Annotated in this window: 15 protein-coding genes and 1 pseudogene; 8 read left to right on the forward strand and 8 right to left on the reverse strand. The window is 49.9% G+C overall.

Features of this window, described 5'->3' with window-relative positions:
- Window positions 1-15 precede the first annotated feature (15 nt).
- On the forward strand, window positions 16-1,032 hold the full coding sequence (gene galE / locus I4W93_RS13645; RefSeq protein ID WP_205312629.1) for a UDP-glucose 4-epimerase GalE: 1,017 nt from the start codon (window positions 16-18) through the stop codon (window positions 1,030-1,032).
- Here galE and I4W93_RS13650 read toward each other — a convergent pair.
- Window positions 1,029-1,685, reverse strand: coding sequence for a response regulator (locus I4W93_RS13650; protein ID WP_205312630.1), 657 nt, complete (start codon window positions 1,683-1,685; stop codon window positions 1,029-1,031). The two genes, galE and I4W93_RS13650, sit on opposite strands and share 4 nt — an antisense overlap.
- Entirely contained in the window at window positions 1,678-2,820 is a 1,143-nt protein-coding gene (locus I4W93_RS13655) for a sensor histidine kinase (RefSeq protein ID WP_205312631.1), read from the reverse strand. Before I4W93_RS13655 ends, I4W93_RS13650 begins: the two co-directional genes overlap by 8 nt.
- A gap of 129 nt (window positions 2,821-2,949) precedes the next feature.
- Here I4W93_RS13655 and I4W93_RS13660 point away from each other — a divergent pair, with 129 nt between their 5' ends.
- From I4W93_RS13660 to I4W93_RS13670, 3 genes and pseudogenes are all read left to right on the forward strand, one after another.
- Window positions 2,950-3,714 (forward strand): hypothetical protein, encoded by a 765-nt coding sequence (locus I4W93_RS13660; protein ID WP_205312632.1) that lies wholly within the window; start codon window positions 2,950-2,952, stop codon window positions 3,712-3,714.
- Between the two features lie 48 nt (window positions 3,715-3,762).
- Window positions 3,763-4,572 (forward strand): SDR family NAD(P)-dependent oxidoreductase, encoded by an 810-nt coding sequence (locus I4W93_RS13665; protein WP_205312633.1) that lies wholly within the window; start codon window positions 3,763-3,765, stop codon window positions 4,570-4,572.
- Window positions 4,573-4,680: 108 nt separating this feature from the next.
- A pseudogene (locus I4W93_RS13670) lies at window positions 4,681-5,388 on the forward strand (substrate-binding periplasmic protein); the annotation flags it as partial.
- A gap of 72 nt (window positions 5,389-5,460) precedes the next feature.
- Here I4W93_RS13670 and I4W93_RS13675 read toward each other — a convergent pair.
- Entirely contained in the window at window positions 5,461-6,201 is a 741-nt protein-coding gene (locus tag I4W93_RS13675; protein ID WP_205312639.1) for a sulfite exporter TauE/SafE family protein, read from the reverse strand.
- A 136-nt stretch (window positions 6,202-6,337) separates the two neighbouring features.
- Between I4W93_RS13675 and I4W93_RS13680 the strand changes: the two genes are divergently transcribed.
- Window positions 6,338-7,159 carry a formylglycine-generating enzyme family protein gene (locus I4W93_RS13680; RefSeq protein WP_205312649.1) on the forward strand — a complete coding sequence of 274 codons (822 nt, stop codon included), beginning with the start codon at window positions 6,338-6,340 and terminating at the stop codon, window positions 7,157-7,159.
- Window positions 7,159-7,458, forward strand: coding sequence for a hypothetical protein (locus I4W93_RS13685; RefSeq protein ID WP_205312653.1), 300 nt, complete (start codon window positions 7,159-7,161; stop codon window positions 7,456-7,458). Before I4W93_RS13680 ends, I4W93_RS13685 begins: the two co-directional genes overlap by 1 nt.
- 61 nt (window positions 7,459-7,519) lie before the next feature.
- Here I4W93_RS13685 and rluB read toward each other — a convergent pair whose 3' ends face one another.
- From rluB to rnm, 5 genes are read right to left on the reverse strand one after another with little or no spacing between them, the layout of a single operon-like run.
- A complete protein-coding gene (gene rluB, locus I4W93_RS13690) occupies window positions 7,520-8,530 on the reverse strand; it encodes a 23S rRNA pseudouridine(2605) synthase RluB (RefSeq protein WP_205312663.1) in 1,011 nt (336 codons plus the stop codon).
- Window positions 8,530-9,114 (reverse strand): SMC-Scp complex subunit ScpB, encoded by a 585-nt coding sequence (gene scpB / locus I4W93_RS13695; protein WP_205312672.1) that lies wholly within the window; start codon window positions 9,112-9,114, stop codon window positions 8,530-8,532. Before scpB ends, rluB begins: the two co-directional genes overlap by 1 nt.
- Window positions 9,114-9,941: a segregation and condensation protein A gene (locus I4W93_RS13700; protein ID WP_205312675.1), complete on the reverse strand. Its 828-nt coding sequence runs from the start codon at window positions 9,939-9,941 to the stop codon at window positions 9,114-9,116. Before I4W93_RS13700 ends, scpB begins: the two co-directional genes overlap by 1 nt.
- A 17-nt stretch (window positions 9,942-9,958) precedes the next feature.
- Window positions 9,959-10,579 (reverse strand): L-threonylcarbamoyladenylate synthase, encoded by a 621-nt coding sequence (locus I4W93_RS13705; protein ID WP_205312678.1) that lies wholly within the window; start codon window positions 10,577-10,579, stop codon window positions 9,959-9,961.
- Between the two features lie 29 nt (window positions 10,580-10,608).
- Entirely contained in the window at window positions 10,609-11,466 is an 858-nt protein-coding gene (rnm, locus tag I4W93_RS13710) for an RNase RNM (protein WP_205312680.1), read from the reverse strand.
- A 118-nt stretch (window positions 11,467-11,584) separates the two neighbouring features.
- On the opposite strand from rnm, the gene I4W93_RS13715 reads away from it, so the two are divergent.
- Entirely contained in the window at window positions 11,585-11,761 is a 177-nt protein-coding gene (locus tag I4W93_RS13715; protein WP_205312684.1) for a DUF6435 family protein, read from the forward strand.
- Between the two features lie 333 nt (window positions 11,762-12,094).
- Window positions 12,095-13,678, forward strand: a complete 1,584-nt coding sequence (locus tag I4W93_RS13720; RefSeq protein ID WP_205312693.1) for an anthranilate synthase component 1 — start codon at window positions 12,095-12,097, stop codon at window positions 13,676-13,678.
- Window position 13,679: the final 1 nt, after the last annotated feature.

The following is a 13,679-nucleotide window of genomic DNA, read 5'->3' on the forward strand; positions in this document are numbered from 1 at the left end:
CACAAGGACAGTAGCATGAATTACGTTTTACTTACCGGCGGCGCCGGCTATATTGGCAGCCATACCGCATTGGAGCTATTAAACTCAGGTTATCAGGTATTAAGCCTGGATAACTTTAGCAATAGCTCAGATACAGCGCTTAAACGGGTGCAGCAACTGACGGGTAAGCAACTGATTAGCGTTAACGGCGATATCCGTAACGAAACTGCATTACGGCAGTTATTTGGCCAGTATGCCATCAGTGCTGTGGTGCATTTTGCTGGTTTAAAAGCGGTGGGTGAATCGACACAGCAGCCGCTGCATTACTACGACAATAATGTTGCAGGTACCGTTACCTTATGCCGGGTAATGCGCGAATTTGGCGTAAAAACATTAGTATTTAGCTCATCGGCTACCGTTTACGGCGACGCCAAGCAGGTACCTATTACGGAAACCTCAGCGCGTTTTGCCACTAACCCTTATGGCCAGAGCAAGCTGATGATAGAGCATATTCTTGAGGATTTGGTACGCGCCGAACCCGACTGGGGCATCACCTCACTGCGTTACTTTAATCCGGTGGGTGCACATGACAGCGGCCAAATAGGCGAAGACCCTAATGGTATACCAAATAACTTAATGCCGTTTATCGCGCAAGTTGCGGTAGGTAAACGCGACAAGCTCAGCGTCTTTGGCAACGACTACCCGACTCACGATGGCACCGGCGTGCGCGACTATATTCATGTCGTAGATTTAGCCCGCGGCCATGTTAAAGCACTACAATATCTGGAAAGTCATCGCGGTATCGAAGCCATTAATTTAGGCACAGGCACCGGCTACAGCGTATTAGATATGGTAAAAGCTTTTAGTCACGTAAATGCGGTGGCAGTACCATACCAGATCGCGCCGCGTCGGCCCGGTGATATTGCCACCTGTTATGCCGAGCCGTCAAAAGCCAAAACGTTACTTGGCTGGCAAGCTGAGAGAACGCTGGATGATATGGTACGTGACAGCTGGCGCTGGCAGTCGGCGAATCCTAATGGTTATAACAGCTAACTAATTAACCCAAGCTCCAGTGCCAGCAACACCGCGCGGGTGCGGTCTCGCACCCCAAGCTTAGACAGTATTGCCGAGCACTGGTTTTTTACCGTACCTTCCGATTTGTAAAGCGCAGTGGCAATTTCTTTATTGCTGTAGCCCGCTGCCATCAACTGCAAAATTTCCAGCTCTTTATCACTTAACGGCTCAAGCTGCGCCGGCATAGTAAAGTCGCCCTTTTCACTGGCATCGTTACTGCGCATCGCTCCCAACAGGCGCTCGGTAATATTCGGTGCAAACCAGCTACCACCGCCGGACAGGGCTGCAATGGCCTCTACCAGCGTTTCCAGCGACACATCTTTGAGCAAAAAACCGCGCGCGCCTAGTGTAATACTTTTTAGTACCAGCTCATGTTCATCAAAAGTGGTTAAAATCAGCACTGGCACATTTATCGCCGCCTGCCTTAGTGCCGCTAGTGTTTGTACACCGTTCATTACCGGCATGGATAAATCCAGCAAGATCACGTCCGGATTTAACTGCTGGCAAGCTGCTACTACACCGCTGCCATCGGCATATTCGGCCACCACTTGAACTTTGCCCGACAAGCCAAGCAGGCTTCTAATACCATCGCGGATCAGTTTTTGATCGTCTACCAGCAGTACCTTATGCATTGTCACTCTCTTTGTACGGTAAAGTGATGCTAAGTTGCATTGCCTGGCGCTGTGTGGTCAATTCCAAGCTGCCGCCGCACTCAGCCAATCTTTCCTGGATGCCTTTAATGCCGTTCCCCGGCTGCCAGCTTGCAGAAAGCTTGCCGTTATCAACGATTGTCAGCTGCAATTTTTCGCCGTTAACAACGGCATCAATCTGAATTTCAGACGCGCCACTGTGTTTTAAACTGTTACTTAGTGCTTCCTGCACAATACACAACAAATGCTGTGCCTGTTGTAAGTCGTGAAGCATAATATTGGCGGGGATTTGCAGTTTTACGACAAGTTGCTCCGGCAGTACTTTTATCAATGAAGCTATCGCTTCAACTAAGGCTACATCTGCATACTGGCGCATAGTGCTTACCGCTTCGCGCACATCGGCCAGCAGCAACTTTGCCAGTTGGTGACATTTACCCACCTGTACCTTAGCCTCTCCATCGGTTAAATGGCCGGCTACCTGCAACTGTATTGTCAGCGCCGTTAAATGATGCCCCACTAAATCATGTAAATTGCGCGCAATGCGGGTTCGCTCGCTTTGGCGGGAAGCCGCCTGCAGTAATTGCTGCGTTGCCTGCAGTTGTTGATGCTTCTGTTCCAGTTCATCTCTGGCCCTTTCAGCTTCACGGCTGGCGCTTTGCACCAATACAGCAAACAGATGAAAGCTGCCGTACAGTAACGCCGAGATCCAGACGCTACTGCCGCTTTGCCAGGCGATCAGGCTGAACCATGCCGCCACTACCAGCACCGTTAACAGCATGGCAGCCGCCGTAGGCATAACAAAAGGCAACATTGCTGCCCAGATAATGGTCAGGATAGATAAAAAGTCAAAATGGCGAGCAGGCAACAACCAGATAAGCGCAAAAGCAAAGCCCAGTTGTAATACTAACAACGGCAAGCCAAAACGGCCGAGCAGCGAGCAAACGCCTTGCTCACGCGTTAATAGCCAGAACGCAGCGCCATAACCAAGAAACAACGCATGCTCCGCAACTAAATTTTTGTCAGGCGCCACTTTAGCCAATAGAAACAGGCTTACGCCATACACCAACAACCAGGTCAATAAACCGGCCAGGCTGGCAAAATCAAATTTTGTTTTCATCAGCGCATTATGCGCAACAAAAAAATATCCGCAATAGGCCATAAGTCATAGTGAAAAATCCTGACTTTCGGCACCTGTGCAACAACCTCCTCCAGCGTAAGCTGCTGACATTAACCGAGGAGGTGTACCATGTCTGAGATCCATAGCATATTGCTGTATTTACACATTGCGCTAGGCGCTATCGCTTTGTTGCTGTATTGGCTGCCAGTTGTCGTCCGTAAAGGCAGCAAGCTGCATGTCAACGCTGGCAACGTTTTTTACTACCTTATGTTAATCGTTTCAGGCTCAGGCATGGTAATGAGCCTGATGGGTTTATACGACCCTGTCGGCATTTACACAGCAGGCAAACAAATGACGACTGAACAAATTGAACGTATGCTGGTATGGCGTGTACCATTTTCGCAGTTTTTGCTGCTGCTTAGCCTGCTAACCTGGGTAACCGTGCGTCATGCTATTGGCGTATTACAAGCCAAAAGCGATCGCGCTATGCTGCGTCGCTGGAACTATCAAGCACCGGTTTTGTTACTGTTCCCCACCGCGTTATATGTTGCTTGGCAGGGCATAATAGTGGGCATGCCGCTATTGATTATTTTTGCTGCCGTCAGCCTTACCACAGCCACTACCATTAGCCTGTATGTTTATAAATCTGACGTAAAACCGCGCGCCTGGATTATTGAGCACTTTAGCGCCATGATTGGCAGCGGCATTGCTGTTTACACTGCTTTTTTTGCCGCTGGCGGCCGGCGCATGCTGTCGCAGTGGCTGCCCGGCGAATGGCAACTGGTGAGCTGGCTGGCGGCGCCGGTGATTGGGTTAACTGCCTTGATATTGCTGACCGGCTGTTACAAACGTAAATATAAAGTGCAGCACAACAACGCTTTACAACAGGGTTAAGGCTGGCTTACTGTCTTGTGATGTTACAACACAGGACAACAGCTTTAGATGGCCATCACAAAATCAGCAATACATAACAAAGTGATCTGGATAACCGGTGCCTCCGGTGGTATTGGCGAGGCCCTGGCGCGCGAGCTGGCAGCAGATGGCGCACGGCTGGTATTAAGCGCTAGACGGTACAGCGAACTACAGCGGGTACGTGCCAGCCTGGCAAACAGCAATCAACATCTGTTGTTGCCGCTGGACATTACCGACGCAGCCGCTGTTCTGGACGCAATACACAGTATTGAACAACAAATAGGCGGTTTAGACTGGCTAATTAATAACGCCGGTATCAGCCAGCGGGCGCTGATTGTTGACACCATGCCAGAGACTGACCGCAAGCTATTTGAAGTCGATTATTTTGCTCAGGTAAACCTTACCCGCCAGGCACTGCCACTGCTTCTGGCCGACGGTGGCGGCAAGGTGGTGTTTGTTTCCTCCGTCGCTGGTTTAGTGGGCACCCAATACCGTGGCAGCTACTCCGCCGCCAAAGCTGCACTGCATTTATGGGCTAATAGCCTGCGTGCGGAACTGTTTGAGCAAGGCTTAACCGTGGCGACGATTTTCCCGGGTTTTGTTAAAACCGATGTCTCTCGAAATGCACTTACCGGCGATGGCAGCGCACTTGGCTCGATGGACGATGCCCAGGCCAATGCTATTAGTGCAGCCGCCTTTGCCGAAAAAGCCATAAAGGCGCTAGTAAAAGGTAAGAGCTATATTGTCATCGGCGGGTTAAAAGAGCGCTTAGGCGCAATGGTATCAAGGTTGTCACCAGAACTGCTGTATAAAATGGTACGTAAAAGCAAAGTGCGTTAAGGATAAAATGGTACTTGCTATAAGCTTGCACTAGACTGATTAACATCTGTTGAGCGATATGGATAGGATGTAATGGCGTCAACTCGCTTATTGGTTTTAGCATTGGCAATGACAACACCACTGGTGGCAGCCACTGAACCGTCACGTCAGGAGCAATTTGCACCGCTACGTTTTCTTACCGAGCATAGTCCACCTGGCATGTACCTTGATCAAGAGGGCAAAGTGACCGGTGTTACCGTACAACTAATTCGCATTTTACAGCAAAGACTGAATGAGTTTGGCGACGTCGAACTGCTACCATGGGCCAGGGCCTATGAAATTGCCCGTAGTCAAAGCAATATCGCCCTGTTTGAAACGGCCCGCAGCAACGAGCGGGAAAATCTGTTTAAATGGGTGGGCCCACTTAAACTGGTGCAAACATCGCTTTATGGCCACAGTAGCCGTTTTGCGCCAACGAATACCACTGCAATATCTAAATCAAAATTAATAGCGTGCGACTACGTCAACTCGCAAAATATTAGTTTTTTGCAAAACATTGGCTTTGACGATAAACGTAACTTAATTCTTACCAGCAAACATGGTGAATGCTTTGATTTATTTACTGCAGGTAAAGTTGATTTAATTATCCTTAATGATGCGGCGGCAGCTCAGGTTGAAGCAGCATTGCAAGCTGCGGGCAGCGACGGTCTGTTTCGTGTTAATACCTTGCAGGAAACCAAGCTTTATCTGGCGTTTTCACGAGATGTCAGCGATGACAGAATAACCGCCTGGCAACAGGCGCTAGAGCATATTTATCGCGACGGCACCATGCGGCAGTTGTATCAATCGGTCTACCCTGAAGCAGTAATTAATCGATTAGAAGCAACAGCTGCGGCGATACAACCCGCGCTACAAAGCCTGATAAATCAGTCGCAGCCCCAACAGCAGCATGCTGATACTGATCAGATGATAAAAGATGTTTTCGCTGATGTGATGCTGCAATACCACGCCAAGCTTAACGCCGAGCCACAACAGCGGCAGGCTCAATAGTGCATAGCCAAACAGAGCAAGATTGAGCTGCCCCAGCAATAAATATGGTGGTAGCTTAAGCAGGTTAACCACCGCGAAGAACACCACTGCCGTGGCGAGGTATTGCGGCTTTGCCAGCCGTTGCGGCAACAAATACATATTCAGCGGCGGCCCACCGGCATGAGCGACAAAGCTGGTAAAGCCACTTAACGCCCCCAGCACGCGGCCGGCCCAAGGCGAGGTCAAGTGTGACTGATTTACCAGCTTTAGCAGCATATTTAGCGCAAATAGCAGCGTAATCACGCCTAACAACAAGCGTAAACCCGCTTCATCTAACCAGCCAAAGCTAACATAACCAACAACTATGCCCAGCAGTGCAGCCGGTAGCAGCAGCATTAAATGCTTTACATTGTGCTCCCCCCACCACTGGCGCAAGCTTAGTACGTCAGCAATGATTAACATCGGCAGCAACAGCGCCGCTGCCAGCAGCGGGCTTATCACCAGCGACATTAACGGTACCGTAATACCGCCAATAGCACCGGCAAAACCGGATTTGGAAATACCAGTTAATAGCACCGCCACAGCAATAACCAGCAAGGTTAATATATTAATATCAGGCACTATTCAGCCTTGTTTTAGTAAGGGTTTTCGATTAAAAACACATTCTGCAAATAACGAGGATGCCTGAGTAAGCGTTAAACCAAGCCATCGTTACATAATTTTATTATCGGTTACAGCGTTAATGAATAGGAAGAATATGTCGTTGCTGAAAAACATAGTGGCAATATCAACACTGTCACTGTTTATTGTGTCTTGTGGTAAGCCTCCCGCTTATACCGCTGAATTTTTTACCGATACACTCAACGACAGTAGTGACGGACCGCAGCTAAGTGTTATCCCGGCGGGGGAAGGTATTGCCGGTGAAGAATATACTACTTCAACCGGTTATCTTGGCCCATTGCGCAGCATAAAAAATAGCAAGGCTTTTGCCATAACCCGCGCTGAAATTACTTTTGCGCAATACGATAAGTTTGCTAACGCCACTAATCGTGCCTTACCGGACGACAGAGGCTGGGGCCGGGGCGATATGCCGGTGATTAATGTCAGCTGGATGGACGCTACTGCATACGCTAAATGGTTAACCGAACAAACTAACCAGCATTACCGCTTACCCTCTGAAACAGAGTGGGAATATGCCGCCAGAGCAGGTACTAAAGCCGTGTACTGGTGGGGTGATAACTATATCCAGAGCAAAGAACACTGCGATCGTGATATTGGCAATTGCAAACCAGGCACTGAGGCGGCTCAGCCTTGGATATCTGGCCGCTATAACACAAATCCTTATGGTCTTTATGACGTGTCATCAAACGTGGCAGAGTGGGTATTGGATTGTCATAATGAGAAAACCCGCTCCAATGATACTAATCCGGTAAAAACCGGTGATTGTGAAAACCGCATTGTTAAAGGTGGCAGTTACACGGACCGGGCGCAAAACACACGATTATCCGCTCGGGATGCTGTATCTATAGACGCTAAATACCCATCAATCGGCTTCAGGTTAGTAAGGGAAATGCACTAATGAAAATGTTGCAATGCCCTGCCTGTGGACACAAAGTGAATTTAAAGCAGGCTGGCGCAACTAAAAAAGTTAACGGTATTTTTATGCTGCAATGCGCTAATTGTCAGCAATGGAGCCATGAAAACCGCAACGCGGCCGTAGTAAAAAACCTTGGTTTAATGCTAATGATAACCGGCTCAGTGATGGGCTATTTTCAGCTTGGCGGCATTATCACCGGTCCGTTGATTGCACTCATCGGCAGTTTAATTGCGGTTGCTACACTATTTGCTGTACCCAGAGTGGTTTATACCGGCATTTAACCGCTGCTAAAGTATTTCCCAGACACAACAAAGGCGCTTTCGCGCCTTTGTTGTTTAGTGCTTAACTCCTACCTTCGCGGCTGGGCTTTTTACCGTTAGGCTGCCGTGTTGGCTTACCTTTTGGCTTGGCGGGGCCTCTGCGCCCTGCTGGTTTGTTGCCATCCGGTTTTGCCGGCCTCGCTTCTGTTGGCTTACGCTCCTTCGGCGTGCGCTCAGGCGTTTTGGCAGCAATATCGTGCTTACGTACCGCGCGTTTCATACTGGCCATGCGGCGGCGACGCTCGTCTCTGTCTTCTGGTTTTACCAAGGTAGCCACTTCCGGTGCTAAGCTGACTAACTTGCGCAGGTAATTCACATCTTCCAGCGGGTATTCAGCATAGCCACCGGCAGGTAAGTGTTTTGGCAGCAATAAATCGCCATAACGCACACGAATAAGCCGGCTGACTACCGCGCCCTGCGATTCCCACATCCGACGCACTTCACGGTTGCGGCCTTCAGTTAACACCACATGAAACCAGCGGTTGATACCTTCGCCCGGTAACGCTTTAATTTTTTTAAAGTTAGCTTTGCCGTCTTCTAACTCAACACCGGTTCGCAGGCGCTGGATCATCGCATCGTTCACATCACCAAACACCCGTACCGCGTACTCGCGCTCTACTTCAAATTTGGGGTGCATCAGGCGGTTTGCCAGCTCGCCGTCGGTGGTAAACAGCAATAAACCTGAGGTGTTAATATCCAGCCGGCCAATGGCTATCCAGCGTGCGCCTTTAATGTTTGGCAGGCGTGAAAACACTGTGGGCCGGCCTTCCGGATCAGTACGCGAGCATATTTCACCTTCTGGCTTGTGGTACGCCAATACGCGGCAAATTTGCTCGGCTTCGCTGGCAATTTGTACCGGATGACCATCTACCCGCACTTGCTGGGTCGGGCTGATACGATCGCCAAGGGTAGCTGGTTTGCCGTCAACCGTAACACGGCCGCCACTTATCCATTCTTCCATTTCGCGGCGCGAGCCAACGCCAGCACGGGCCAATACTTTTTGTAACTTTTCACTTGCGGCTTTTTCACTCATTAGTGCAATTCTCCTGTCGTCACGACGGTGTCAGCCAGATCCAGGCTGATGGCCTGAAATTCTGGCAAAGGGGGTAACTGGTTTAAATGTTTTAAACCAAAATAATCTAAAAACTCTTTTGTAGTGGCGTATAAACCGGGCCGGCCGGGCACTTCTTTATGCCCAACCACCTTCACCCAGTTGCGATCCAGCAAGGTGCGCATAATCTGGCTACTTACCGATACACCCCGGATATCTTCTATCTCACCGCGGGTAATGGGCTGACGATAGGCTATCAGCGCCAGCGTCTCCAATACCGCACGCGAATAACGCGGCGAACGTTCAGGCCACAACCTGGCTAAGTAGTCACTCAGCTCCGGTTTGGTAACAAAGCGATAGCCCGAGGCCGTTTCAGTTAGCGTAACACCGCGGCCGGCGTAATCCTGCAGCAACCTGGCCAGGGTATCTGTCAAGCGCTTTTTGCTGACATTAAAGCCATCCAGCACTGTACTTTGTAAATCGTCACTAGTCAGTGGCTTGTCAGCGGCAAAAATCGCTGCTTCAACCAACTGTATTAGCTGCACATCATTAATTTTGTCCGCCATTATGCCTCACCAGCTTTCAGTTTGACATGTATTTGGCCGTAGGCTTCCACCTGAATCATCTCGACCAGCTTTTCTTTGGTCAGTTCCAGTATGGCTAAAAAGGTCACTACCACGCCCTCGCGACCTTCTGTTACGTCAAAACAGGCAGTAAACGCCAGATAACCATTATGTTGGCTGAGTAAGTCCAGAATACGGCTCATGCGTTCACGGGTAGATAGGTGCTCGCGCTTAATATGATGGTGCTGAAAATCCTTCGCCCGTTTAACTATGTCTTTTAATGCCAGTGTCAGCTCGGCTAAATCGACATCGGGCAATATCAATAACGGCGCAAAGTTGTCGGCCAACACGGCAGTAGCGTTAAAGTGGTCGCGTTCGTCACGTGGCAGGCTATCCAGCTCAGTAGCGGCCTGCTTAAACACTTCATATTCCTGCAGACGGCGAATAAGCTCAGCGCGTGGGTCAGCCTCTTCGTCCTCCACTTCACTGTGTCGTGGCAACAATAAACGCGATTTAATCTCGGCTAACATCGCCGCCATCACCAGATACTCTGCCGCCAGTTCAAAATTCAGCCCCTGCATCAGGTCAATGTATTCGATATATTGCAGAGTAATTTCGTTAACCGGTAAATCGACAATATCAAACTTATGCTTGCGAATTAAATACAGTAAAAAGTCCAGCGGACCTTCAAACGCATCGAGCAAAATCTCCAGCGCATCGGGCGGAATATACAAGTCTTCCGGCCGGTCCAGCACAGCTTCACCGCGCACAAAGGCCAGCGGCAGCGGTTGCTGAATGGTTAGGCTGTCGGGCAACACCTGCTCTGTCATGGCGGCCTGTATCTAGCTTACTGAAACGGCGTCGGGTCGCCGCAGCCTTCGCGCAGCACCACGGGCACATCGTCGGAATAATCAATCACTGTGGTCGGTGCTTCGCCTATTACACCGCCATGCAAAATCAAATCGACCTGTTTCTCCAACCGGGCGCGCATATCTTCAGGATCGCTTTCGGCAAACTCTTCGCCGGGTAAAATTAAACTGGTACTAAGCAGCGGCTCACCCAGCTCAGCCAACAGCGCCAGCGCAATCTTGTTTTCCGGAATACGCAGACCAATGGTCTTCTTCTTATCGTTTAATAACCGCTTTGGCACTTCTTTGGTACCGCGCAAAATAAAGGTATAAGCGCCTGGGGTATTGTTTTTAATCAGCCGAAAAGCGCTGTTTTCTACTTTGGCATACACCGACAGCTCAGATAAATCGCGGCACATCAACGTAAAATGATGATCGCCACTTACCTGACGAATTTGTAAAATACGCTCCATAGCGTTTTTATCACCAACATGACAGCCCAGCGCATAGCCGCTGTCGGTCGGGTAAATAACCACACCACCCTGTTGAATAATTTGCACTGCTTGTTTTAGTAAACGCTGCTGCGGCGTTTCCGGGTGAATATGAAAAAATTGGCTCATTGTTATTCTTCTTAAATAAAATTAATGTCTTATGCTGGCATTACTGCGCTAGCCTGCAACGGCCAGTTCGCCCACACCGGTACTACATCGTCGGTTAAATATAGATTTTTTCCGATATCATTCCAAGTTGTCGGCTGATGAAAATCGGACCCCACCGACGCCGTTAAACCGTGCAACTGGCACAGGGCCCACAGCTCACGTTTTTGTACCGGCGTTTGCTGCGGCGAAATTACCTCTATCGCATCACCACCGGCGGCGGCAAACTGCTCCGCTAACCGTTTTACCCACTTGGTGGTTAGCTTGTATTTCAGTGGATGTGCCAGCACCGCCACGCCACCGGCATCGTGGATCCACGCAATGGCATCACTCATCTCAACCCAGTTATTCGGCACATAGCCAATTTTGCCGCGACCTAAATACTTCTTAAACACGCCATCCATAGAGCTGGCTTTGCCAATGCTGACCAAATGGCGGGCAAAATGGGTGCGGGTAAGGGCGGCGCCATTGGCCAGCGCTAACACCGCTGGCAACACATCGGGGATCTGGTTTTTTTCTAAGCGGCGCGCCATTTCCTCAGCACGCACGACTCTTGCCTGTTGCTGGGTCGCTAAGCGCTGCAAAAACTGCGGGCAATCCGGGTTAATATTCAAGCCAACAATATGAATTTCCAGTTGCTGCCAAGCGGTAGAAATTTCCACGCCGTTAATCAGTTGCAGCGGTAGTTGTTGGGCCTCTATCGCCTGCTGTGCCAGCGCTAAACCGGCTACCGTATCATGGTCGGTGATAGCCAATACATCCACACTCTTTTCTACTGCACGTGCGATAAGGTCTGCAGGCGATAACACGCCGTCAGAGCACAGGGTATGACTGTGTAGATCAATTTTCATCAGCACCTCAAAATAAGGCTGCTATTGTCGCACAGCAGAGACTTATCGCAAAATAAACTGAACTATTTGCCACTGCACGGCGTAACCTCGCTACACCTTATTTTGAGCGACGAAAACTATGTTTGGCTGGTTAAAATCTGATCCGGTAAAAAAACTGCGTAAAGCCTATGACCAAAAGCTAGAGCAGGCGATGCATGCCCAACGTAACGGTGATATGCGCCTGTTTGCCGATTTAACCGCAGAAAGCGAGGAGATCTGGCAGAAAATTCAACAACTGGAAAAACCTGTCAGCTAAACCCAGGCGTAAAAATGCGGCCATCCGGCCGCTTATACGTTTTTAATTCTGAGTTATAACAAATAAGCACTTGACGCTTGCTACCCTTTTGCGGTTTTATGTGCGCTGAACAAACGAGGTAGTTAAAGCTAATGCAATTTATCACAACCCTTAACCTGACAAACTGGTGGTGGCACATTCCCAACGGGCGTGTGTAGGCGTTGTATTAGCTGTAATTACCGAAGCCCGTTTCCACAAGAAGCGGGCTTTTTTTATGTGCCTGCAAAACTGTGCGAAGCGACTAAAAGCAAAAATATTTAGCTATATTTATGAATCATAAGGAAAAAGTGAAACATGATATTTAGTCATATCACCGACACGCCAGGCGAAGTGGCCAGTATCGCCATGCCACTGCCGTACCACAGTGATGCACTGGCCTGCTATCAGGCGCTAACGGCACAAAGCCCCTACTCGTTGCTGCTGGAGTCAGCCGAAATTGACAGCAAAGACAATCTAAAAAGCCTGCTGCTGATTGATGCGGCGCTGCGCATAGAATGCAATGATCAAAACGTAACAATTAACGCCGTTAGCAGTAATGGCGCGGTACTGCTGCCGTATCTGGCCGCTAAGCTAAGTAGTGACGCCGTAGTGGAGCAAAGCACAGATCGGCTAAGCGTTACCTATCAGCGCCCGGCGTTGTTACTGGAAGAAAATGCCCGCCTGCAGGCACCCAACCCTTTTAGCGTGCTGCGCACTTTGCAGCGTGAACTAAAGTGCCAAAGCGATGAGCCGTTCGCGGTCTTTTTAGGCGGCGTTATCGGTTACGACATGGTCGCAACGGTTGAGCAATTGCCGCAGGTACCAACAGCAGAAAACCAGTGTCCGGACTATGTGTTCTATCTGGCAGAAACGCTGCTAGTGCTGGATCACCAAAGCGGCCAGAGCCGGCTGGTCGGCAATGTATTTTGTGGCGAACAGGCCCCGGCCAACTGCTTTGTTATCGGCAAGCGGCTGGAGCAGTTAAAACAGCTGCTGCACAGCTCACCGGCAGAAACGACAACCAATGCAACTATTGATGCTGCGATGCAGGTTGATATCAGCGATGCTGATTTTATTAATCAGGTAGAAAAGCTGAAAGAGCATATTGTTGCCGGTGATATTTTTCAGGTGGTACCTTCACGTTGCTTCCGCCTGCCCTGCCCGGCCCCTCTGGCTGCCTATGCCCGCTTAAAGCAACAAAACCCCAGCCCTTATATGTTTTATTTAAAAGACAACGCCTTTAGCCTGTTTGGCGCCTCGCCGGAGTCGGCACTGAAATTTGACGCCCAAAGCCGTCAGGTCGAAATTTACCCTATCGCCGGCACCCGCCGCCGCGGCTTTAAAAGCGACGGCAGCATCGACCGCGATCTGGACAGCCGCATTGAACTGGAACTTCGCCAGGATGAAAAAGAAAAAGCCGAGCATTTAATGCTGGTGGATTTGGCGCGTAACGATGTCGCACGCATCAGCGTACCCGGCAGCCGTTATGTGAAAGAGCTGCTAAAAGTAGACCGTTACTCTTATGTGATGCACTTGGTGTCGCGCGTAGTCGGCACCTTAAAGCCGGAACTGGACGCCCTGCATGCCTATCAGGCCTGTATGAATATGGGTACTCTGGTTGGTGCGCCTAAAGTAAAAGCCGCTGAGCTTATCCGTGGTGTAGAAGGTAAACGTCGCGGCAGCTACGGCGGTGCTGTCGGTTATTTGTCCGGCAATGGTGATTTTGACAGCTGCATTGTCATCCGCTCGGCCTATGTTGCCAATAACACCGCTTATATTCAGGCAGGGGCCGGTGTGGTGTTTGACTCTATCGCTCAGGCCGAAGCCGACGAAACCCGCAGCAAAGCGCAGGCGGTTATCAGCGCAATAGTATCAGCCCATAAAGCAGTTAAGGAGTAAC

It is taken from the genome of Rheinheimera maricola (assembly GCF_016918075.2).
In the GTDB taxonomy this organism is placed as follows: domain Bacteria; phylum Pseudomonadota; class Gammaproteobacteria; order Enterobacterales; family Alteromonadaceae; genus Alishewanella; species Alishewanella maricola_A.